This window comes from Sinomonas humi (assembly GCF_000802235.1).
GTDB lineage: Bacteria > Actinomycetota > Actinomycetes > Actinomycetales > Micrococcaceae > Sinomonas > Sinomonas humi.
The window spans coordinates 67,850-89,343 of sequence record NZ_JTDL01000082.1; the positions used below are offsets into that span (position 1 = coordinate 67,850).

At 66.7% G+C, this 21,494-nt stretch carries 17 protein-coding genes and 1 pseudogene; 5 read left to right on the forward strand and 13 right to left on the reverse strand.

The features are described 5' to 3' along the window. Positions 1 to 154 precede the first annotated feature (154 nt). From ruvC to pdxT, 3 genes are read right to left on the reverse strand one after another with little or no spacing between them, the layout of a single operon-like run. Positions 155 to 772: a crossover junction endodeoxyribonuclease RuvC gene (gene ruvC / locus LK10_RS06240; RefSeq protein ID WP_408021440.1), complete on the reverse strand. Its 618-nt coding sequence runs from the start codon at positions 770 to 772 to the stop codon at positions 155 to 157. 7 nt (positions 773 to 779) lie between these two features. Continuing rightward, complete coding sequence (locus tag LK10_RS06245) at positions 780 to 1,535, reverse strand: YebC/PmpR family DNA-binding transcriptional regulator (RefSeq protein ID WP_043121222.1); 756 nt, start codon at positions 1,533 to 1,535, stop codon at positions 780 to 782. Between the two features lie 2 nt (positions 1,536 to 1,537). Next, positions 1,538 to 2,218: a pyridoxal 5'-phosphate synthase glutaminase subunit PdxT gene (gene pdxT / locus LK10_RS06250; protein ID WP_043121469.1), complete on the reverse strand. Its 681-nt coding sequence runs from the start codon at positions 2,216 to 2,218 to the stop codon at positions 1,538 to 1,540. A 132-nt stretch (positions 2,219 to 2,350) separates the two neighbouring features. Between pdxT and asnB the strand changes: the two genes are divergently transcribed. Both asnB and LK10_RS06260 read left to right on the forward strand, forming a co-directional pair. Next, positions 2,351 to 5,041 (forward strand): asparagine synthase (glutamine-hydrolyzing), encoded by a 2,691-nt coding sequence (asnB, locus tag LK10_RS06255; protein ID WP_043121223.1) that lies wholly within the window; start codon positions 2,351 to 2,353, stop codon positions 5,039 to 5,041. Positions 5,042 to 5,130: 89 nt separating this feature from the next. Further along, positions 5,131 to 7,143, forward strand: a complete 2,013-nt coding sequence (locus tag LK10_RS06260) for a M3 family metallopeptidase (RefSeq protein WP_043121225.1) — start codon at positions 5,131 to 5,133, stop codon at positions 7,141 to 7,143. A gap of 124 nt (positions 7,144 to 7,267) precedes the next feature. Here LK10_RS06260 and pdxS read toward each other — a convergent pair whose 3' ends face one another. The 6 genes and pseudogenes from pdxS to LK10_RS06285 all read right to left on the reverse strand — a co-directional run. After that, positions 7,268 to 8,176, reverse strand: a complete 909-nt coding sequence (gene pdxS / locus LK10_RS06265; protein ID WP_043121227.1) for a pyridoxal 5'-phosphate synthase lyase subunit PdxS — start codon at positions 8,174 to 8,176, stop codon at positions 7,268 to 7,270. 168 nt (positions 8,177 to 8,344) lie between these two features. Next, entirely contained in the window at positions 8,345 to 8,965 is a 621-nt protein-coding gene (pgsA, locus tag LK10_RS06270) for a phosphatidylinositol phosphate synthase (RefSeq protein ID WP_043121228.1), read from the reverse strand. Further along, the gene (locus LK10_RS06275) at positions 8,955 to 9,593 is read right to left on the reverse strand and encodes an HIT family protein (RefSeq protein WP_081998321.1); all 639 of its coding nucleotides are present in this window, start codon (positions 9,591 to 9,593) and stop codon (positions 8,955 to 8,957) included. Before LK10_RS06275 ends, pgsA begins: the two co-directional genes overlap by 11 nt. A 1-nt stretch (position 9,594) precedes the next feature. After that, on the reverse strand, positions 9,595 to 11,616 hold the full coding sequence (thrS, locus tag LK10_RS06280; protein ID WP_043121229.1) for a threonine--tRNA ligase: 2,022 nt from the start codon (positions 11,614 to 11,616) through the stop codon (positions 9,595 to 9,597). 162 nt (positions 11,617 to 11,778) lie between these two features. Further along, the gene (locus LK10_RS23010; protein ID WP_408021445.1) at positions 11,779 to 12,282 is read right to left on the reverse strand and encodes a helix-hairpin-helix domain-containing protein; all 504 of its coding nucleotides are present in this window, start codon (positions 12,280 to 12,282) and stop codon (positions 11,779 to 11,781) included. Beyond that, positions 12,277 to 14,142 (reverse strand): annotated as a pseudogene (locus tag LK10_RS06285) (PHP domain-containing protein); the annotation flags it as partial. The pseudogene LK10_RS06285 and the gene LK10_RS23010, both read right to left, overlap by 6 nt. Positions 14,143 to 14,221: 79 nt before the next feature. On the opposite strand from LK10_RS06285, the gene LK10_RS06290 reads away from it, so the two are divergent. Then, a complete protein-coding gene (locus LK10_RS06290; RefSeq protein ID WP_043121231.1) occupies positions 14,222 to 14,941 on the forward strand; it encodes an SOS response-associated peptidase in 720 nt (239 codons plus the stop codon). Here LK10_RS06290 and LK10_RS06295 read toward each other — a convergent pair. After that, positions 14,922 to 16,109, reverse strand: coding sequence for a winged helix DNA-binding domain-containing protein (locus LK10_RS06295; RefSeq protein ID WP_043121233.1), 1,188 nt, complete (start codon positions 16,107 to 16,109; stop codon positions 14,922 to 14,924). The genes LK10_RS06290 and LK10_RS06295 overlap by 20 nt on opposite strands. Before the next feature lie 585 nt (positions 16,110 to 16,694). Between LK10_RS06295 and LK10_RS06300 the strand changes: the two genes are divergently transcribed. Further along, positions 16,695 to 17,273 (forward strand): adenylate kinase family protein, encoded by a 579-nt coding sequence (locus LK10_RS06300; RefSeq protein ID WP_197061869.1) that lies wholly within the window; start codon positions 16,695 to 16,697, stop codon positions 17,271 to 17,273. A 171-nt stretch (positions 17,274 to 17,444) separates the two neighbouring features. On the opposite strand, the gene LK10_RS06305 is transcribed toward LK10_RS06300, so the two are convergent. The 3 genes from LK10_RS06305 to LK10_RS06315 form a co-directional block, all read right to left on the reverse strand. Continuing rightward, a complete protein-coding gene (locus LK10_RS06305; RefSeq protein WP_043121236.1) occupies positions 17,445 to 17,825 on the reverse strand; it encodes a nuclear transport factor 2 family protein in 381 nt (126 codons plus the stop codon). 69 nt (positions 17,826 to 17,894) lie between these two features. Continuing rightward, positions 17,895 to 18,242 (reverse strand): hypothetical protein, encoded by a 348-nt coding sequence (locus LK10_RS06310; RefSeq protein WP_081998323.1) that lies wholly within the window; start codon positions 18,240 to 18,242, stop codon positions 17,895 to 17,897. A 172-nt stretch (positions 18,243 to 18,414) separates the two neighbouring features. After that, positions 18,415 to 18,660 carry a hypothetical protein gene (locus LK10_RS06315; RefSeq protein WP_231567640.1) on the reverse strand — a complete coding sequence of 82 codons (246 nt, stop codon included), beginning with the start codon at positions 18,658 to 18,660 and terminating at the stop codon, positions 18,415 to 18,417. A 581-nt stretch (positions 18,661 to 19,241) separates the two neighbouring features. On the opposite strand from LK10_RS06315, the gene LK10_RS20765 reads away from it, so the two are divergent. Then, positions 19,242 to 21,119: an LGFP repeat-containing protein gene (locus LK10_RS20765; protein ID WP_052207026.1), complete on the forward strand. Its 1,878-nt coding sequence runs from the start codon at positions 19,242 to 19,244 to the stop codon at positions 21,117 to 21,119. The last annotated feature ends 375 nt before the right edge of the window (positions 21,120 to 21,494 follow it).

The window sequence follows — 21,494 nt, forward strand, 5'->3', positions numbered from 1 at the left end:
AACAAGTTACCGGGGTTTGGGAACAGAAAGGGTCAGGGCCTGCGGCGCGCCTTCGACTCCGCTGCTGGCCATTTCTCCGCCCGCTCCCAGCAGTTAGGTCTTTCGGCGCGCCTTCGACTCCGCTGCTGGCCATTTCTCCGCCCGCTCCCAGCAGTTAGGTCTTTCGGCGCGCCTTCGACTCCGCTTCCGCCCACAACCTCTGCGCCGGCGTCAACGCACTCGCTGTCATCGCCGTCGTCCTTCCCACCGCCGACGGCGAGCCCGGAGCCGCGCCTCGCCACGCATGGGCGAGAGCCAGGGCGAGCGCATCCGCGGCGTCGGCCGGCCGAGGCGAAGCCTCAAGCCGCAGGATCTTCGTGACCATGCGCGTGACAGCCGCCTTGTCTGCGCGCCCACTGCCCGTGACCGCGGCCTTGACCTCGGACGGCGTGTGCAGGGCGACAGGGATGCCCCGGCGTGCAGCAGCCGCGATGACGATTCCCGAGGCTTGGGCAACGCCCATGACTGTGCTCACGTTCAGCTGCGAGAAGACGCGCTCGACGGCGACGACCTCGGGCTCGTAGCGATCAAGCCACTCGTCGATCGAGCGCGCGATGACAAGCAGGCGGGCGTCGAGCGGCTCGTCCGCGCTGGTCCCGACGACGCCGACGCCTACGAGCGTCGCCCTGCGGTCGCGCGCTACATCGACGACGCCGAGGCCGCACCGGGTGAGGCCCGGGTCGACGCCGAGGACGCGCAGCTGAGGGGTCTCGCCCCCGGGAGTCGATGCCACGGCGGGGTCACTCGGCCTCGAGGGCCGCCATGACCTCCTCGCTCATATCCGCGTTCGTGTAGACGTTCTGGACGTCGTCGAGATCCTCGAGGGCGTCGACAAGCCTCACGAACTTGCGGGCCGCGTCGGCCTCGAGCTCCACCTCCATGGATGGCACGAACTCCGCCTCGTCGGTGTCGTACTCGATTCCGGCGCTGTTGAGCGCGTCGCGCAGAGCCTGGAGATCGTTGGGCTCGGAGTAGACGACCCAGTTCTCGCCCGCGTCCTTGACCTCCTCAGCACCGGCGTCCAGGACTGCCATGAGCACGTCGTCCTCCGAGAGGCCGTTCTTCGGGAGGCTCACGACACCCTTGCGGTTGAAGAGATAGCTCACCGATCCCTGATCGGCCATGCTGCCGCCGTTGCGTGTGACCGCGAGGCGGACATCCGCGGCAGCGCGGTTCCGGTTCTCGGTGAGGCACTCGATGAGCAGCGCCGAGCCCTGAGGGCCACGCGCCTCATACATGATCTCCGTGTACTCGATCGCCTCGCCGGTCAGGCCCGCGCCCCGCTTGATGGCCCGATCGATGTTGTCATTCGGGACCGAGTTCTTCTTTGCCTTCGAGACCGCCAGATCGAGGGCAGGGTTGCCGGACAGGTCAGGGCCTCCGAGGCGCGCCGCGACCTCGATCGTCTTGATGTACTTGGCGAATGCCTTGGCACGCTTGGCGTCGATGACAGCCTTCTTGTGCTTCGTGGTCGCCCATTTGGAGTGGCCGGACATGCCTACGCTTCTCCCTTGATCATGCGGATGAAAAGTTCATGGACCCGCCGCTCGCCCGTCACCTCGGGATGGAACGATGTCGCGAGCAAGTTTCCTGAACGGACTGCGACAATTCTAGACCGGCCCCCGAGCGTAGCCGTGTGGGACGCGTGCTCGGGGTCGACCTCGGCGAGCACCTCAACGGAGGAACCCACCCGCTCAACCCAGGGTCCGCGGATGAAAACCGCATGCACAGGCCCCCCGGACTGATCGATGTCCTTGAAGTCGAGATCCGTTTCGAACGACTCCCGCTGGCGCCCGAAGGCATTGCGCCGCACCGTGATGTCCAGGCCGCCGAACGTCTCCTGTGGCGCGCCGTTGAGATCCTCGGCCGGATCTGCAATCTCGTCTGCGAGCAGGATCATGCCGGCGCACGAACCGAACACGGGGAAGCCGTCCCGGATTTTCTCGCGAAGCGGTTCGGCGAGGCCGAACGACCGCGCGAGCTTGTCGATCGTGGTCGATTCCCCTCCAGGGACCACCAGGCCGTCCACCTCTTCGAGTTCCTCTGGGCGGCGCACCTTGACCGCTTGGGCCCCGAGAGACTCGAGGGCGGCGACATGCTCGCGCACGTCACCCTGCAGCGCGAGAACGCCGACGCGCAGCGCTGGCTGGGCGGTTGGGTCCGAAGCGGGAGTAGGCAGCGAATTCACCCATCCAGTCTAGTCGCGAACGAAACCGGGCCGCGTTGGGAACGCCCTGGCCCCGGCCGGGGAGGGCTGCGCCGGTAGCATGGACGGCGGACCGTGTGACGACAACAGATTGAGGATTGCACGATGTGCGGTATCGCCGGCTACTACGGGTTCGGTCAGGATCAGGCTCTGCTCGACGCTATGAACAGCTGCATCCAGCACCGCGGCCCAGACGGCGAGGGCTACTTCATCGATGATCCCCTCGCTGATTCCGCGGGACAGGGCGGGGTGGGCCTCGCACACCGCCGCCTCGCGATCGTCGACCGCGCTCACGGCCAGGAGCCGATGATCAGCGCCGACGGCGAGACCGTCCTCGTCTACAACGGCGAGGTCTACAACTACCGCGAGCTGCGCGCCGAACTCGAGGATCTCGGCCGGACTTTCCTGACCGTGTCCGATACAGAGGTAGTCCTCCAGGCGTACGAGGAGTGGGGCAGCGAGGCCTTCGACCGCTTCAACGGCATGTTCGGCCTCGCGATCCTCGATCGGCGCCTGGGCCGCCTCGTCCTCGCGCGCGACCACTTCGGCATCAAGCCGCTCTACTGGGCCAACGCCGGGACCGAGCGTGAGCCGCAGATCCTCTTCGCCTCCGAGATCAAGCCGCTTCTCGCGTCGGGAAAGATCGAGGCGAAGCCCAACGAGCGCATCCTGTACCGGTACCTCCGCTTCCGGATCCACGACGACACCGCGGAGACCTTCTTCGACGGTGTTCAGAAGCTGCTCCCGGGCGAGATGATGACGATCGAGCTCGCGACCGGGCGCTTCCGCATCTCGAGCTACACGCGCCTTCGTGAAGAGCTCGAAGAGCTCGCACAGGTCAAGACGCCGTACACCCCCGACGTCGTCGAGGAGTACCGCCGTCGCTTTACCGAAGCGATCCGGATCCGGCTCAACTCCGAGGTGCCTGTGGGAAGCGCACTCTCGGGCGGCCTCGACTCCTCGGCCGTAGTCGTCACCATCAACCGCCTCATGCAGGAGAACGCCGACGGCCTTGAGGCCGTCGGTGCGAAGCAGAACACCTTCAGCGCCGTGTTCCCGAATGCCATCAACGACGAAGAGGCCTATGCCGACGCAGCGATCGCGGTCTGCCGGGGCGGCATCGAGGCACACAAGATCAAGCCGACGCCCGAGAGCTTCGATGCGGACCTCGTCGACTTCGTCCGGACCATGGAGGAGCCCATCATCTCCTCCGGTCCCTACGCGCAGTACTGCGTCATGAAGGAGGCGAGCAAGCACGTAACCGTTCTCCTCGACGGCCAGGGCGCAGACGAGATGATGGCGGGCTACATCCCCTACTACTTCGCTTATCTGCGCCAGCTGAAGGACGACGGCGACTTCGCGACGCTCGCGAGAGAATCGTCGTCGAGCCTCGACATCTTCTACCGCCTCGGCCGCTTCCGCCTGAAGGGCATGGCGAGCGGGAAGAAGACTGTCTCGATGGGCACCCTCCTCAAGCGGGATTGGGCGCAGAAGTTCAGCGGCGAGGCGTTCGGCAACATCCCCGCGAACCTCAAGCTGCGCCTCATCGACGACCTCTTCGAGAAGTCGCTCCCCTCGCTTCTGCGCTACGAGGACAAGAACACGATGCGCTTCTCGCTCGAAGGACGCGTGCCGTTCCTCGACAAGGAGGTCGTGAAGTACCTCTTCAGCCTCTCCGACGAGGCGATCATCAAGGAGGGCTGGAACAAGCGCATCCTGCGGGACGCGACCCGGGGCCTCCTGCCTGAGAAGATCAGCAACCGCCGCAACAAGATCGGGTTCACCACGCCCGAGGCGGAGTGGTTCAAGCTCATGAAGGAGCGGATCTACAAGGTCTTCATGTCGAACTCCTTCTACAACCGCCCCTACTGGGACCGCGAACAGGTCCTCACCGCGTTCGAGGAGTACCTCAACGGCAAGAACGACGCCGACACGATGATCTTCTGGCGGCTCCTCAACGTGGAGCTCTGGTTCCGCGAGTTCATTGACAAGGACGAGGCGCCGGCCGACGTCAAGGCAGGCAAGAGCGACTACGAAGCCAACCCCGGCAAGGAACTCGACATCGTCTCGGCAGAGCGCACGTTCCGCCGCTACCCCCTCCAGACTGAGGTCTTCGCGCGCTCCACCGAGCTTGCACCCGCCGTGACCGGGTACGTCGAGCGGTTCTTCTCCGGCCTTCCCGACGCTCCTGAGGACGCTCGGAAGGCAGTGGAAGGCCGCCCCTGGTACCTGCTCGTGAGCGAGAAGATCGTTGCGATCACGCAGGGCCGCTCCTTCCCTGTCTGGGAGATCGAGGTCTCGCCCGCGGCCCGCGTGCTCAGCCGCTTTGTCACGCGCACGCCAGCCGGGATCGGGCTCGGAAGCCCTTGGTCCATGCAGATCGCGATCAACGAGGTCGGCCTGCCGCTCATCGCCAAGGCCGCAGCTGCCTCCGTCGTCGGGAAGTTCCAGGGCAGGAGCGGCGTGTTCTACGACGTCGTGGGCCACAACATCAACGCGATCGACGGCGCGACGCCCTACAGCTTGGGTGCCGCAAGCAACTCCGTGAAGCTCGCCCCCAAGGATCCAGACGGCGTCGCCCGCTCGCTGAGCGCCGCGATCCGCGCGGCGCTTCCCGCCGACGCCGTTGCCTCGTTCGGCGGGACCGCGGTCATGGACGCGAACGACCTCGGCGTCGTCGTCATGGGGCATGACACCGGGCTCCCCAAGGAGACGATCGCAGGAATGTTCAAGGACAATCCGCAGGGCCAGGGTTCGCAGGCCACGCCGATGTCCCTCGTGTTCGCCCAGGACTGAGGCGCGACACAGAGCGGCGGGCCTCGCCCTAGAAGGCGATGGGGCTCCGGGCGCTTGCCCGGGGCCCCACTGCGTGAAAGGCTCCTTTCATGACCAACCCGCTCCTGGCACCCAGCCCGCTCCCCTACGGCCTGCCGCCTTTCGCTGAGATCAGCGACTCGCATTACGCGGAAGCCGTGGCGGCTGGCATCGCGGAACAGCTCGCCGAGATCGCGGCGATCACCGAGAACGCCGAGTCACCGACGTTCGAGAACACCGCCGTGGCACTCGAGCGCTCGGGCAAGACGCTCCTGCGTGCCGTCGAATCATTCACCACGCTGGTCTCGTCGCACGGGACGGAGTCCATCCGCGCGCTCGAGACCGACATTATGCCCAAGCTGAGCGCTCATGACGACGCGATCCTTCTCAATCGCGCTCTCCGGGACCGGTTTGCGGCCATCGACACTTCCGGACTCGACCCGGAATCGTGCCGGCTCGTTGCCGAATGGCTCAACGACTTCCGCAGAGCCGGAGCGGACCTTGATGACGCCGGCCAAAGCCGGCTCCATGAACTCAATTCAGAGCTCTCGCGGCTCGGGACGGAATACGGCCAGCGCGTTTCGAAGGGCATCAATAGGGCCGCGGTTCTCATCACTGACGAGGACGAGCTCGCGGGCATGTCCCCCGATGGCCGCGCGAGCGCCGAGCAGGCAGCGCGCGCCGCAGGGCACGACGCCGGCTGGCTCATCACGTTCATCCAGCCGACGGGACAGCCCGTGCTCGCCGTCCTCGAGAACCGCGAGGTCCGCCGACGGATCTTCGAGGCGTCGGTGGCCCGTGGAAGCTCGGGCGGCGATACCGACGTCCTTGGCCTAGTCCGGGACATGGTGCGCCTTCGGGCGGAGAAGGCCGAGCTCCTCGGTTACGCGAGTTTTGCTGACCTAGCGGTGGATGATCAGACGGCGCCCTCAGCCGATGCCGTGCGCACCATGCTGGGCCAGCTCACGCCGCCGGCGGTGCGTAACGCCGCGGCCGAGGCCCGGGTGCTCGCAGAGACGGCGGGCCATGACCTTGAGCCGTGGGACTGGGCCTTCTACTCCGCCAAGGTGCGTCGCGAGCGGTACGCCGTGGACGAGCAGGCACTCCGGCCGTACTTCGAGCTCGACCGGCTCCTGCGGGACGGGGTCTTCTTTGCGGCGGGCCAGCTCTACGGGCTCCGCTTCGAGGAACGCCCCGACCTGGTCGGCTACCACGAGGACGTGCGGGTCTGGGAGGTCTTCGACGCAGATGGTGCTGGTCTCGGGCTGTTCCTGGGCGACTACTTCGCCCGGCCCACTAAGCGCGGCGGCGCGTGGATGAACGCTCTCGTTGAGCAGGCAAGGCTCACGGGCGACCGGCCGGTTGTCATCAACAACCTCAACATCAAGAAGCCCGCTCCCGGCGAGCCCACCCTCCTGACCCTCGATGAGGCCCGTACCGCCTTCCACGAGTTCGGGCACGCCCTTCATGGGCTTCTCTCCGACGTCGAGTACCCGAAGTTCTCCGGCACGAACGTCCCACGCGATTTCGTCGAGTACCCATCACAGGTCAACGAGATGTGGCTCCTCTGGCCCGAAGTGATCGCCAACTACGCGCGGCACTACGAGACCGGCGAGCCGCTTCCGAGCTCCCAGATCGAGGCGCTCGACGCGGCACAGCTGTGGGGCGAGGGCTACGCGACGACAGAGTATCTGGGAGCTGCCCTCTTGGACCTCGCGTGGCACCGGCTCGCTGCCGGCGAGGACCCCGGCGACGTCCTCGAGTTTGAGGCGCGTGCGCTCGAAGGTGCTGGAGTCGCCGTTCCCCTTGTTCCTCCCCGCTACCGCACGGGCTACTTCCAGCACATCTTTGCCGGTGGCTGGTACGCCGCTGGCTACTGGTCCTATATCTGGAGCGAGGTCCTCGACGCGGACACGGTGGAGTGGTTCAAGGAGAACGGCGGACTGACTCGCTCTAACGGCGAAACGTTCCGTACCGAACTCCTGTCCCGTGGTTTCTCACGGGACCCGCTTGACTCGTTCCGCGCTTTCCGCGGGCGCGATGCCGACGTCGCGCCGCTGCTCACGAGGCGTGGCCTCGTCTGAGACGCGAGCACTCTGCCAGCTTCCGAGGTGAAGTCTTCAGAGTACGACGACGGCCCACACCTGAGCGATCAGGTGCGGGCCGTCGTCGTTGCCTCTAGAAGCGGCTATCCGGTTCTAAGTCCGGTCACCAGCCGCGCTCGGCGAGGCGGTGGGGCTCGGGGATCTCGTCGACGTTGATGCCGACCATGGCCTCGCCCAGGCCGCGGGAGACCTTCGCGATCATGTCCGGGTCGTCGAAGAACGTCGTGGCCTTGACGACGGCGGCGGCCCGCTGGGCGGGGTTGCCGGACTTGAAGATGCCCGAGCCGACGAAGACGCCGTCGGCGCCGAGCTGCATCATCATCGCCGCGTCCGCCGGGGTCGCGATGCCGCCGGCGGTGAAGAGCACGACGGGGAGCTTGCCCGTCTCGGCGATCTCGCGCACGAGCTGATACGGGGCCTGGAGCTCCTTGGCCGCGACGTAGAGCTCGTCCTCGGCCATGGTGGTCAGGCGCTTGATCTCGGCGCGGATCTTGCGCATGTGAGTGGTGGCGTTGGAGACGTCGCCCGTGCCGGCCTCGCCCTTGGAGCGGATCATGGCCGCGCCCTCGTTGATCCGGCGCAGCGCCTCGCCGAGGTTGGTCGCACCGCACACGAACGGGACCGTGAACTGCCACTTGTCGATGTGGTTCTCGTAGTCGGCCGGGGTCAGGACCTCGGACTCGTCGATGTAGTCCACGCCGAGGGACTGCAGGACCTGGGCCTCGACGAAATGGCCGATGCGGGCCTTGGCCATGACCGGGATCGAGACAGCCTCGATGATCGAGTCGATCATGTCCGGGTCCGACATGCGGGACACGCCGCCCTGGGCGCGGATGTCGGCAGGGACTCGCTCGAGGGCCATCACGGCCACGGCGCCGGCGTCCTCGGCGATCTTCGCCTGCTCGACGTTGACGACGTCCATGATGACGCCGCCCTTGAGCATCTCCGCCATACCGCGCTTGACGCGGTCGCTGCCGGTGGTCGGAGCCGAGGAATTTGCTTCAGTAGACACGTGCTCGTCTTTCTATTGGCTTGCTGGCGGACGGTCGGAGGGATCCGGCCGTCATGACAGGGAAATCCTTGGGGTTGCTCCCAGTCTATCGCCGCACGAGCCCGGTTGTGATCCGTGCGACGTGACAGCCGCCCCTAGGCCGGAGTGGGCGACTGTACAACGCCGCAATCAGGCAGAGCCGGACTCCGCCTTCGTTTGGGAGCGGACAGCGACCACGCGCTGCACCACAGTGACAGCACTCGCGGCGGCGAGGACGGCGAGGGTCCAGAAAAGGAACGGAGTCGGGAGGCCGAGACCGCACAGGCCCGCGACAACGAGCACCGAGACGAGCCGCTCAGCCCGCTCGGCAACGCCGACGTTCGCCTCGTATCCGAGGGACTCCGCTTTCGCGCGGGCATACGAGACGAGGTTGCCGAGAAGGATGCAGACGACGGCGAGGGCACCCGTTCCGTCGTCGTGCCCCCCGCCGTAGAACCACAGCGCGAGCCCGAGGAAGATTGCATCGTCCTGGACCCTGTCGAGGGTCGAGTCGAGGAAGCCTCCCCAGCGGCCCTTCCGGTTCACGAGGCGCGCCATGATCCCGTCGAGGACGTCTGAGAAGACGAACAGCGTGATCGCTACGACACCCCAGAACAGGTGGCCGAGCGGAAACAGGATGAGGGCCGAGGCGGTGACGCCCGCGGTTCCGATGAAGGTCACGACATCCGGTGAGATCCCGGCACGGATCAGAGCGTTGGCGAGCGGGGCGAAGAGCCGCGTGAACAGCGCCCGGGCGTGTCTATTGAGCACCCGCGCCCTTTCCGTCCACAAGCACTCCGTCCTCGGGCCACGCATCGGCGAGGAGGCCCCTCGTCTCATCGAGGGTCTGCGTGATCTGCTTCGTCTGGGCGATGATCGGCAGGAAGTTGCCGTCCCCTCCCCACCGGGGCACCACGTGCTGGTGCAGATGAGCGGCTATCCCTGCACCGCCGGCATCGCCCTGGTTGATCCCGAGGTTGAAGCCGTGGGGGTGGGCAACCTTGCGGATCACGCGCATCGCTGCCTGGGTCATCGCGGCCATCTCATCCGTCTCTTCCCGGGAGATGTCGGTGTAGTCGGCCACATGACGGTACGGACAGACGAGAATGTGCCCGGGGTTGTATGGATACAGGTTGAGGATGGCGTAACACGTCTTGCCCCGGTGCACGATCAGCGACTCCTCGTCGCTCCGGCCCGGAGCAGCACAGAACGGGCATTCCTTGTCCTTGTACTGGCCCTGCCCACCCTTGATGTACGCCATGCGGTGCGGAGTCCACAGGCGCCCGAAGGCATCCGGCGTTCCGGGCAGCTCGAACGAATCCGTCACTTCGCTGTCTGATCCTTCGACATCGGTGACTGACTGCGCTCGCTGACCCTCAGCGCCCGTGGGCTCGGCCATATCAGAGAGCCCTCGTCCGAACGGCCTCTACGATGCGCTTGATCGCCTCTTCGACCGGCACACCGTTGTCCTGGCTTCCGTCCCGGAAGCGGAACGAGACCGCCCCGGCCTCCGCGTCCTCGCCCCCGGCGATGAGCACGAACGGCACCTTTTCCTTGCTGGCCGTCCGGATCTTCTTCGGGAACCGGTCGCTCGAGGCGTCCACCTCCGCACGGATGCCTTCCTTCTTGAGGCGGGCGACGACGTCGTACAGGTAGTCGTTGAAAGCCTCGGCGACCGGGATCGCCACAACCTGAACGGGCGCAAGCCACGCGGGGAAGGCACCCGCGTAGTGCTCGGTGAGCACCCCGAGGAAGCGTTCGATCGACCCGAACTTCGCCGCGTGGATCATGACCGGCTCCTGACGAGTGCCGTCTGCAGCCTGATACTCGAGGCCGAACCGCGCGGGCTGGTTGAAGTCGTACTGCACCGTGGACATCTGCCACGTGCGGCCAATCGCGTCTCTGGCCTGAACCGAGATCTTCGGACCGTAGTACGCCGCCCCGCCCGGATCCGGCACGAGCTCGAGGCCGGTCTCCCTGGCCACACGCTCGAGGACTGCGGTGGCTTCCTCCCACTGCTCATCGGTGCCGATGAACTTGTCTGACTCAGGATCGCGGGTCGAGAGCTCGAGGTAGAAGTCGTTCAGGCCGAAGTCGCGCAGGAGCGAGAGGATGAAGTCCAGCAGGTGCTTGACCTCGCCGGGCGCCTGCTCCTTCGTCACGTAGGAGTGGGAATCGTCCTGCGCAAAGCCGCGAACGCGGGTCAGGCCGTGAACGACGCCGGACTTCTCGTAGCGGTAGACGTGCCCGAACTCGAAGAGCCGCATCGGCAGCTCCCGATAGGACCGGCCCCGCGAGCGGTAGATGAGGTTGTGCATGGGGCAGTTCATCGCCTTGAGGCGGTAGTCCTGCCCGGGCTTGACGATGTTGCCTTCCTCATCGCGTTCCTCGTCGACGTGGAGCGGCGGGAACATCGTGTCTGCGTAGTACGGCAGGTGCCCTGAGGTGTGGAACAGGCCGTCCTTCGAGATGTGCGGGGTCCCGACGTACTGGAAGCCCTCCTCGATGTGCCGACGGCGCACGTAGTCTTCCATCTCGCGCTTGATGATGCCGCCCTTGGGGTGGAAGACCGGCAGGCCCGAGCCGAGTTCGTCCGGGAACGAGAAGAGGTCGAGTTCGGCACCGAGCTTGCGGTGATCGCGCCGTTCAGCCTCCGCGATGCGGTCCTGATACTCCTTGAGCGCTTCCTTCGTGGGCCACGCGGTGCCGTAGATGCGCTGGAGCTGCTTGTTCTTCTCGCTGCCGAGCCAGTACGCGGCGGCGGAGCGCGTCAGAGCGAACGCATTGGAGATGAGCTTCGTGTTCGGCAGGTGCGGTCCGCGGCACAGGTCGCACCACACGACGTCGCCCGTCTTGCGGTCCACGTTGTCGTAGATCGTGATCTCGCCGACGCCAACCTCGACGTTCGCGCCCTCCTTCTCAGCGCCCTCGGACTGGTTGTCCTTGGCGCCCAGGATGATGAGTTTGTACGGCTCGTTGGCCATCGCCGCACCGGCCTCGACCTCCGTGACGACGCGCCGGCGGAAGAGCTGGTTCTGGTTGACGATCTTGAGCATCATCTTCTCGAGGGTCCGCAGGTCCTCGGGCGTGAACGGCTCCTCGACGTCGAAGTCGAAGTAGAAGCCGTCCTTGATGTACGGGCCGATGCCGAGCTTCGCATCGGGGCGGAGCTGCTGGACGGCCTGCGCCATGACGTGGGCCGTCGAGTGGCGCAGGACATTGAGGCCGTCCTGAGACGCGATGTCAACGCCCTCAACGACAGCCATCGCCGGGATCGGCTGGTCGAGGTCCTTCAGGACGCCATCGACGCGAACGACGACGATCTCGCGGCGACCCTCGAAGAGGTCCGCTCCCGTGGTGCCCGGCGTGACGGTGCGTTCTTCGCCGTCCACGAAAACGGTGATCTGCTGGGCATCTGACACGGGCGTCTCCTCTTGATCTCTCGGCTTCATAGCTTGTGGCATACGGGGACCACAGCCAGCCATCGTCAAGCCTATCGGAAACGGCGGGGCCCCCTGCTGCACCATCACGCCGCGGACGCCGACGCCGGTCCGGGCAGGACAGGATGCCCCGCGGGGCCGGCGTCAGGCGATGTCGAGGGCGAGCTGGCCCTCGATCGGCTCGTCCCGCCGCGATGCCGGCCGTGAGGCGAGCTGTGCGAGGTGCGCCAGGAGATCGGCCCGGCTGCCGCGGGCCGCGACGTCACGGTGCAGCGAGTCGAGCGCGCCGAGCTCGGCGAGCCGGCGGAGCGACGACCTCGAGAGGCGCGCTCGATCCCGGAGGTCGGCGATGGTCGCGTAGGGCTGCCCGTCGACGATCCGGCGCAGCTCGGCCTCGGACACACCGGTGATCCCCTTGAGCGCGAACCGGATCCCGAGCCTCCCCGCATCGGGTCCCTCCTCGACGCGCTCTACGCGGTATTCGTCCCGGCTCGCGTTGATGTCCAGCGGCAGGATCGGAACGTCCATGCGGCGCGCTTCCGCAACGAGCACCCGCTTGGGGCACATTCCGGGCTCGTGCTCGAAGACCCCCGCGAGGAAGGCCTCGGGATGATGCGCCTTGAGCCACGCCGTCTGGTAAGTCGGCATTGCCTGGGCAAGTCCGCCGTCCGTGATGAGGTCGCTGAACGCGCGGGGACCCACCCGCCCGGCAGGCTCGCGTCGGGCCGGTGATTCGATCTCGAAGCAGCCGAGCGTGCGCGTCGAGCGGATGAGCTCGTAGGTTGGCTCGTCGTCGAGGGGCACCGCGTCGAGGTCGATCGCGATCCCCTCGATCCGCTCGACTTCTCTCGCGGCGAACGCCATCGAGCTCTGCAGCCGCACGCCGACCAGGCCCAGCTTGATGACGCCGATCCGACCGATGTCGTCCTTCTCGAACTGGCTCATGGGAAGGCCGACCCCGCTCGGCTGGACGGGAGTGCGGTCGAGCAACCCGGCGTCGCCGAGGATCACGCCCCATGGTGGAGTGGAGACATCAAGCGGGAGGCCGTCGAGCCGCTTCGCGATGTCTCCGGCTTCCCCCTCGTCGAGGCCGAGCGGGAGTCCGCTGCGCTGGGCGCCGCCGGGTGCACGGTACCCGTTCTGCATGCTCACGAGCGCCGCTCGCTGCGACCCGAATCGCTTGAAGATGCGCCGGTAGATGTTGCGCTGTTCGGCGCTCTCGACGTCGATCTCGAGATCAGGAAAGCTCGAGCCGTCGCGAGCCAGGAAATGTTCGAAGACGAGTCCGTGCCGCACGGGGTCGATGTGGCTGATGCCGAGCAGGTAATTCACGAGACTGGAGGCTCCCGGGCCCGGGACCGCCGAGCGCACGCCCATACCCCGGATCGTCTCGACGACATCGCCAACGGCAAGGAAGTACGAGGCGAAACCGAGGTTGCCTACAATCTGCAGTTCCTGGTCCAGCCGCTGGTGCACGCGCTCCTCGGCGTCCCCAGAGAATCCGGGGAAACGCCTCGCAATACCTGCCCGGCACCGTTCGGCGAGTTCCTGCCGCGGCTCACCGGCGAATCCGACAACCGAGGCTTCCGGGACCATCGGCTGGCCCCATCCCGCGTCAAGGGCCGGGTCGAGACGGCAGCGGTCTGCGATGCGTTCCGTGTTTCCGAGGAGGTTCGCGAGGTCGTGCCCTCCGAGTCCCGCCGACCCGATGATCTCGCGGCCGAGCTGATGCATGAGAGCGGCGGGCTTGAGCCAGCTCTGCCCGGACGGCTCGCCCGAGGCGCCGTTCTCCTCGGCATACCGCACCCCATTCGTCAGTACCGCCGGGACCGAGTGCTCATTCGCGAGGCGCAGCATTCGGACTGCGTGGCTCGTGCTGAGGGGCTGGCCGGGGGCAGTGAGATGCGTGACGAGTTCCACCGTGACGACCCCAACGGGCATGGCGTCGAGCCAGTCCCTGAAAAGGGTCCGCGGGCGCAGGAAGCGAGGGCCGGACATCGCGCGGCCGACGTCGGAGTCCGGCCCTATGAGCACTGTGAGGACTGGACGCCCGGTGTCCGCGTCGATGCATCGTGCCGCCAGTTCCGAGCGGAGGACGCCGACCGGGACGGCGCTGCCTGCCTTGCCGCCTGTGTGGGCGTGTGCATCCGAGACGAGGCGGCACAGGGCCTTCCAGCCCGCCCCTGCGTTGTGGCCGTGAGCGAGGACGACGACGCGCCCCGCGACGCCTGAGGAGCCTCGGCGCGGCTTCTTGGCACCCGGGTGCGCTCGGCCGTCGTCGTCCGGCTCGGCGAGGATGGCGAGGTCCACCCCCACGATGGGGTCAAGACCCGCCTGCTTGCACGCGGAGACGTGCTTGACGGCGCCGTAGAGGCCGTCACGATCGGTGCATGCGAGGGCGCTCGCGCCATTCGCCTCCGCAGCGGCAGCCAAGTCCTCCGGCGACGAGACGCCATAGGGTGCGCTGAAGGAGGTCGCGACGTGCAGATGGGTGAACTCTTCCGTCACTGGCTCCTAATCGAACATGTTTTCGAACACGCCCAGTGTAGACGGGAGCGCGGGGGGTGTGAACGGGGATAATGGCGGCATGTGCGGCAGATACGTCATGGCCCGGGCGGTCGGCGACCTCGTGGCGGAGTTCGACGTCGACGAAACCTTGGTCGAGTCCCTCGAGCCCTCCTATAACGTTGCCCCGACCGACCCCGTGCCGATTGTCCTGGATAGGCGAGATCGTGAGACGAAGGACCTCTCTCGCAAGCTTGTCACGGCGCGCTGGGGACTCGTGCCTTCGTGGGCCAAGGATACGAAGGGAGCAGCGCGTCTCATCAACGCAAGGCGCGAGACCGTGACCGAGAAGCCCTCGTTCCGCAAGGCGGCATCGCACCGGCGTGCCCTCGTTCCAGCCGACGGGTACTACGAATGGCAGAAGGAGGAGAACGGCGCGAAGCCGACCAAGATTCCCACCTACCTCCACGCCCCGGATGAAGGTGCCCTTGCCTTCGCGGCCCTGTTTGAAAACTGGCCGGACCCGACGATGGCCCCCGATGACCCACACCGCTGGCTGAGGACCTGCACCATCATTACGGCACCGGCCTCGGACGCCCTCGGGCACATCCACGACCGTACCCCGCTCATCATTCCCAAGGACCTCTGGGCAGATTGGCTCAACCCTGAGATCACGTCGGAAGGCGACGTGCGCAGCCTCATCGATGCGATGCCCGAGCCCCACCTCGTGCCGCGCGTGGTGAGCAACCTTGTCAACAGCGTCCAGAACAACGGGCCCGAACTCATCGAACCGGTTGGGTGAGGCTGCGCTCCAGACGCGTGCGGATCGCGGGCGTGACAGCTGTGCCGTCGAGTCGTTGCTGTAAGTGTGCGGCTGCGGCGTCGAGCGCCTGGGCCGCCTCGTGTCCGCGGTCAGCGAGCAGGACGGTGCGAACCTCTCCGGCGGAGGCAACGGCCCAGGAGCCGATGATTTCGCCGTCCCACCACGCCGTCGGGCCGATGTTGCCGGCTGCGTCGAAGACGTCGTGCGGGCTGATTCCGAGGAACCATTCTCGGTGCTTCCAGCCCATAGGGGTGGGATCGAGGGAGGGCAGCAGCGTTGCGACGGGTGCCTGATCCAGGGAATCCGTGCCCGGCTCGGCGCTGAGCGCGATCCCCGGCTGACCGTGAAGGTCGACGTCGACCACCGGGAGCGTTGTGAGCGCCCGGCGGACGGTCGTCTTGCTCCAGCCGGTCCACCACTGGAGATCGTCCATGGTGGCCGGGCCGAAGCGTTCGAGCCAGCGTCGTGCCAAGGCGGATTGTGCCGCGGCGGCATCTAGCTCGGGCATTCCTTCAGGCCACCAGCGCTCGACGGGCTCCCAGCGATGGTGCCGACTCGTCCAAGCACCCGTTGGGCTGCCGCGCACGATGCCACCGGCTGCGCTCATAGCCGTCAGTAATGGCGAGGTGAGATTCTGTGCTCTTTCCGACCGCGAACCGGGGCGTATCGTCGTTCGCAGCTCCGGGACCTCGGCGCCGAGTTGCGCACCGGTCGCCGAGCCCAAGCGGCCCAGCGACTCTCGCACGCGTGATCCGACCCCATCCAGCCACTCCTCGATGTCGGCGCCGAGCGGCGGGTCAGTGCCGTTGCGGCGGATTCGGCTCTCGAGTTGCCGGTGCAGCGTCAACGCGAGCGCCGAGCTGACGGCGGCTTGGATGATCGGCACATCTTGCGTCGGGAACAGGAACAGCGTGCGGCGCATCGCCATCCACCGCACCAGCGTCCTGCGGTCGTACATCGCCGCCGCGACTTCGGCGATCGTCGCCTCTGCGCTTCGGGCCAGCACCGACAGGTACACGCTCGCCGGGTCCGTTGCGTGCAGCCCGATGAGGTCCGCCGCCACCTGATCTGGTCCTGCGGAGTCGCCGGCCAAGTGATGTCGCTGCACCATCAAGAGCCGCCGCTCCCGCGCCGAGAACGTCCGCATTCTCACTCCCGCTTCCTCGCACGATCACGATAGCCCCAGCAGAGCGCAAGTCGTCCCGATGGTGTGCGTCTGCCGCGTGTCCGTTCAACAGCAACCCATCACCCGCGAATTTTCGATGGCATTGATCGACAACGTCATCCTCCCCGCGATGCGCGGCCCGGTCGTTGGGTGACACGACGCCGCGCTCGCCGATGGCGCCCGCATCCTCACCCCGCTCGGGCCAGCGGCCTTTGCGCCTCTCTACGGGGATGCTCACTGACCGGTTCGGCGTCGCTTGGATCATCGACAGCGGCGCACCCTCCGCCTAACCGCGCGTCAACGTCGCGCTCACTCACGTCCTGACGGATCAGGGGCTCGAGCTTGGGCACCTGTCAGAAAGACGCGTGCTCGCGCTTGGCTTCGAGATTCAAGGGGAACACGCTACCCGTTCTAAATGGCAAGTCAGGTGCAGCCGATGCACCGCCGGCATGGGCCGAAGATAGTCGACACAGAAAGCTGGAGACAGCTTCACGAGGCGAACGGCTTGTTCCAGGAAAGGATCGGCCTGCAGGCGGCTAGCGGGAGATGTTCGCTACCATCCGTACCGTGCTGTCCCACAACGATCCGCTCCCGTTACGCCCACGCCGCGTGGCCGTTGCTGGCGTTGCAGGAACGGGGAAGACAACCCTTGCGGGACGCATAGCGGCGGTCATCGGTGCACCCCACACCGAGATCGACGCGCTCTACCACGGACAGGACTGGGTACCGCGCGAGTCATTCCTCGACGATGTCCGTTCGCTGGCCGCACAGGAGACGTGGACGACCGAGTGGCAGTACAACGTCGCCCGCCCGCTGGTAGCTGAGCGTGCCGACCTCGTTGTATGGCTCGACCTTCCTTTTTGGACGACGACGCTGCCGCGCGTCGTGCGTCGAACGCTACGGCGCCGGCTCAGGCAGGAGGTCCTATGGAACGGCAACATGGAGCCGCCTCTGCACACGTTCTTCACCGACCCTGAGCATATTGTGCGCTGGGCGATCTCCACGCGCTTCCAGTACCGCGCTCAGGTTCCGGCGCTGGAGAGGGCATCGCCACCAGTGACGGTGGTCAGGCTGCGCTCCAAGAAGGAGGTGGAGCGGTGGCTTGAAGGACCACTTCAGCGCGCGACTCGGGACAACACGGGTTAGCCGCCGCCCGATGACGCCGGCCGGGGGGCTCGCCGCCTGCAGCGCCAGCGTCGGCCACGAATCCGACGGTCTAGGCGAAGAAAGATCGTGCTTCTTGAAGCGGCATCTCGAGGCTCGGGAAATCTGCCTGTCCTGGAGGAGCATTGCCGGGCTGGGCGAGAGGTCGCATGACTATATGCCGCTAAGGCGCGGGCCGGCATGGCCTGCCAGGCACTTCCACCCGTGTCCGGTCAGCACCCAGACCTGGGTCATCGGCATGCGGTACGCCTCCGGGTGTTCCGGCTCCCCGACTTCGTCGACCACTATTGCGCGTAGGACCGCCGTCCTGTCGCTAAGAAGGACCTCCGGGTCGCCCAGGTCCTGCCCGCGCCAACTCGTCCCGCCACCCGTGTTGGCCTTCACGTAGGAGGCCCTGTCGAACTGCTCGCCAGTGTGAGAAGTCCATCTGAAGCGCGGGTGGAGCAGTCCGCTGAGGGCCTGCGGGTCCCCGGCCTTCATCGCCTCAGCCCTAGCCCGGGCAGCCTCTAACACCTGATCGCGTTCTCCGCCCATCCAGCCATTATTCCGCCCGCTGAAGGATCGACTTTCGTACATCATCCTGCCGGAGACTCCGGAGTGAGTCTACGGTCCTCCCATCAGCCGGCATGTGAATGTCCCGCCGTGGGCCTTGACCAGGATCGAAGCAACGACATCCCTGCCTGCGGGTCGCGCCGCCGCGTAGATGTCTGCACCCCCAGCGGTCTTGCCTTGCATGGTCAATCCATCCAAGGACTGGGTGCTCGGCGACGGGGTCGACCGGCAGTCAAAGTCCCGGCCGGAGAACTGGACCTTCGACGGAACCTCCTTGGGCCAGAGCACCCAATCGGAAGTGCTCTGATGAACCGCCCAGAACCTGGCTGTAACGACGACGACGGCGACGACGACGACGATGCCAGCCGCCACGAGTGCGGTCCATCTCCCCCGGTTCATTTCGCGACCATACCGCGTGTACGGTGAGGGATCCCGCTACAGCCACGCCGCTGCGGCGATGAGCTCGGCGAGGCAGCGCGGCGGCCGGCCGATCCGGATGCAAGGCGTTCCGGATGCCCCTGCCCGGCCACGTTCTACGGTATCGGCGGCGTCTTCTGTGCGGTGGGCTGTGCTACTTCGTCTGGTTGGGATGGCTCGTGTGCACCTGCTCCAGGTAGACCACATGCCCCTCCACGTAGAACCAGATGCGGGCATCGCCTTTGAGCGTCGGCTTGTGCTGCCGCCGGTCGTGGGTGGCGCCGTCGCGGGTCACCCGCCCCAGCTCGCCCCTCAGCCTGTAGTTGGTGGGCGTCTCGAGCCCGGGCGTCCGAGTGAGGAAGTCCCAGGCGTCCACGAGCGGGTTCCTGATCGTCGCCACAAGGTCGGTCCAACCCTTCCGGCCTGCGCCGAGGCGAACTTGATCTCGTATTCGCTCTTCTTCGTGGGCCGTTCGACCTTCGAGTCCTTCGCCACGGGCTAAGGGCGCTCGACTGCTTCGGGCTCGTCGAGCCATTCGACCGGCTCCTGGCCCAGGCCGGCGCGCACCGCCCCACTCGTGCCCGGCGGTTTTTCGGATGTCGGCGAGCTCGTAGAGCCTGTTGCTGGGTGAGCACAGTAGCTACCGCGCTCCCAGACTCCCGTGGGACTCGCCAGACTGATCGGCAACTACGAGGGGCCCAGTTACTTCCACGACTTCCCTTGAAATCATCCCGCCGAAGCTAATCCGTCCGGTGGGAATCCTTGAGCGGGCGATCTTGCATGAGGCGGCCTCCCCCACCGACCTGACAGTGAAGGCAATTCTTGTGATAACTCACTACCGACAAAGCTTGTCGTCCCCGTTGCCAACCCGCTAGCGTGAGCCCCGTCGATGTCCTTACATCGATTCGGCTTCGATGCCTGGGGGACCTTTTGAAGAATTCAGCGCGCATTCGCGCATTGTTGTCCGCGCTCCTGGGAGTAATGCTCCTAGGCGTCGGCCTCGTCACCGCCGCGGTGCCCGCCACCGCCGCGGTGCCCGCCACCGCCGCGACCCCGACCGGATGGCCGGGTGTGGGGGGCATCGTCTACGCCGCTGGCGCGGATGGGTCCGGGTCCATCGACTACCAGGCGCTGCTACGCGTCGTCGTCACCTACACCGACCCGCAGTGCGTCAACCAGACTACCGACTTCCACCCCAATGGCGTGGTGAACACTGACATCGGGGGCTCGACGTACACGTCCCCGCCGCTGTCACAGTGGACCGCCACGACCACGCAGAGCACGTTCACGACGTGCCACGACTCCACCGGCAACCTGCTCACCGGAGTGGGCGGAACCGTCACCCGCACCATGGTCGCGTGGACGCAGTATTTCTCGTGCCAGCCCGCCGGGCTCGGGATCACGGGCACGCTGACCGACCCTGAGGCGGGCCTGACCAACGCAGCCGGTCTCGTCACGTTGCAGGGCCGCGCAACCTGGTTCGTCCCGGACTTCTCCGGCCCGCTCCCCGCATCCTGCCCGCCGCCACCCGCAGCACCCGTCATAGCCCCCTCGGCCGCCGAGGGTCCGCCCGGCTCGGCGCTGACCGTGACCGGGACCGGCTACGTTCCCGGCTCACCCGCGACGTTGACCTTCGACACTGACATGACCACCACCCCGACCGGCTCTGCGACCGTCGGTGCCGACGGCACCTTCACGGCGAAGATCACGGTGCCCGCCAATGCTCCCGTCACGCAGGGCTGGATCGTGGTCAGCTCGCCCGGCAGCTACACCCGGCGGGTGCCGTTCAAGGTGGTCCCCGGGCTGACCGTCTCGCCCACCTCGGGCGTGGCAGGATCCAAGGTGACCATGACGGGCTGGGGCTTCTCCGCCAACACACTGCTCGCCGTGAGCTTGTGGGGCGCCGACCCCTTGACCCTCGGAACGGTCACCACTGGCGCGGACGGGACCTTCACCTACGCGGCCACCATTCCAAGGTGGCCGGGCGGCACGGGAACGGAGGGCTTCACGTCAAGTCTGTCCGTCCGCGGGCCCCAGGACTGGGCCGCGGTTCCCTTCACGGTCCCGCCGCTTGCGCAGTGGATGGATGCGAAGGCGGGCGGCTGGGGACTAGGGAACGCCACGAGTCCGCTCACCTTCATCCTTAACTTCGGCCACTACCGCAACTACCAGTACGGTGCCGTCGTGGAAGCGCCCTCCGGGTACCTGTTCGTTTCCCACGGCGCGATCCGCAGCGAGTGGGCGGCGTTGGGCTTCGAGAATGGCGCCCTGGGCTACCCCACCAGCGATGAGGTCGGCGGGCTGGTCAACGGCGGCGTCTACCAGAACTACGACGGCGGGGCCATCCTGTGGTCCCCGGCCACCGGCCCCCACGAATCCGTCGGCCCCATCCGCGCCGAGTGGCAGGCCACCGGCTTCGAAAGCGGCGTCCTGGGCTACCCGACCACAGAGGTGGCCACCGGCCTCGCCAACGGCGGCTCCTACCAGAACTACCAGCGCGGAGCGATCGTCTCCTCCCCGGCCTCGGGCACCCACGAATCCATCGGAGCCATCCGGGGCGAGTGGCAGGCCACCGGCTTCGAGGGCGGCATCCTGGGCTACCCGACGACCGACGAGGTCGGCGGCCTGCGCAACGGAGGCGTCTACCAGAACTATCAGGGCGGCGCCGTCATCTGGTCCCCGGGGTCAGGAGCCCACGAATCGTACGGCCCGATCCGCGCCGCGTGGCAGTCCACTGGGTTCGAGGGCGGGCGCCTCGGCTACCCGACCAGCGAGGTCTACTCCCTGACCGGCGGCACCGCCCAGAACTTCCAAGGCGGCAGGATCACCGACATCAACGGCACCATCACGATCTCGTAACTGCCAGGTCCTCGCGCTCCCAACGGCGCAACCCGCCCGACTCAAAAAAAGGCCAGCGGGTCCTCGTCGCTTGGCCACGACTAGTCTGCCAAAGCTTGTCCTCCTCCCCGTTGACCCATCCGCACCTGCCCGTAAGTCGGCGGCTGGCTGCACCTCTGGCATCCTCGTGCCTTCTCCCTTCGAGAAGCCGCTAATGCAGGCGCTCCCCCGTTTCCCCGGTCCGAAAGGTGCCTAAGAAAGTGACTCTCAGCTCGTAGGGCGCCTCAAGACACCCGCGCCAGCAGGAGGCGTCTGTTGACACTCTGGAAACACTGGATCCATGACCGACTCGCAGTGGCTTTCAAAACTTGGGCGTCGCATCCAGGTAGCGGCCAT

Bases quoted from the DNA above. Each gene is read 5' to 3' on its own strand.
- LK10_RS06245 (WP_043121222.1), bottom strand. From the start codon at position 1,535: ATGTCCGGCCACTCCAAATGGGCGACCACGAAGCACAAGAAGGCTGTC.
- asnB (WP_043121223.1), top strand. From the start codon at position 2,351: ATGTGCGGTATCGCCGGCTACTACGGGTTCGGTCAGGATCAGGCTCTG.
- LK10_RS06260 (WP_043121225.1), top strand. From the start codon at position 5,131: ATGACCAACCCGCTCCTGGCACCCAGCCCGCTCCCCTACGGCCTGCCG.
- LK10_RS06275 (WP_081998321.1), bottom strand. From the start codon at position 9,593: ATGGCCGAGCCCACGGGCGCTGAGGGTCAGCGAGCGCAGTCAGTCACC.
- LK10_RS23010 (WP_408021445.1), bottom strand. From the start codon at position 12,282: ATGCCGACTTACCAGACGGCGTGGCTCAAGGCGCATCATCCCGAGGCC.
- LK10_RS06290 (WP_043121231.1), top strand. From the start codon at position 14,222: ATGTGCGGCAGATACGTCATGGCCCGGGCGGTCGGCGACCTCGTGGCG.
- LK10_RS06295 (WP_043121233.1), bottom strand. From the start codon at position 16,109: ATGCGGACGTTCTCGGCGCGGGAGCGGCGGCTCTTGATGGTGCAGCGA.
- LK10_RS06305 (WP_043121236.1), bottom strand. From the start codon at position 17,825: ATGGGCGGAGAACGCGATCAGGTGTTAGAGGCTGCCCGGGCTAGGGCT.
- LK10_RS06310 (WP_081998323.1), bottom strand. From the start codon at position 18,242: ATGAACCGGGGGAGATGGACCGCACTCGTGGCGGCTGGCATCGTCGTC.
- LK10_RS20765 (WP_052207026.1), top strand. From the start codon at position 19,242: ATGCTCCTAGGCGTCGGCCTCGTCACCGCCGCGGTGCCCGCCACCGCC.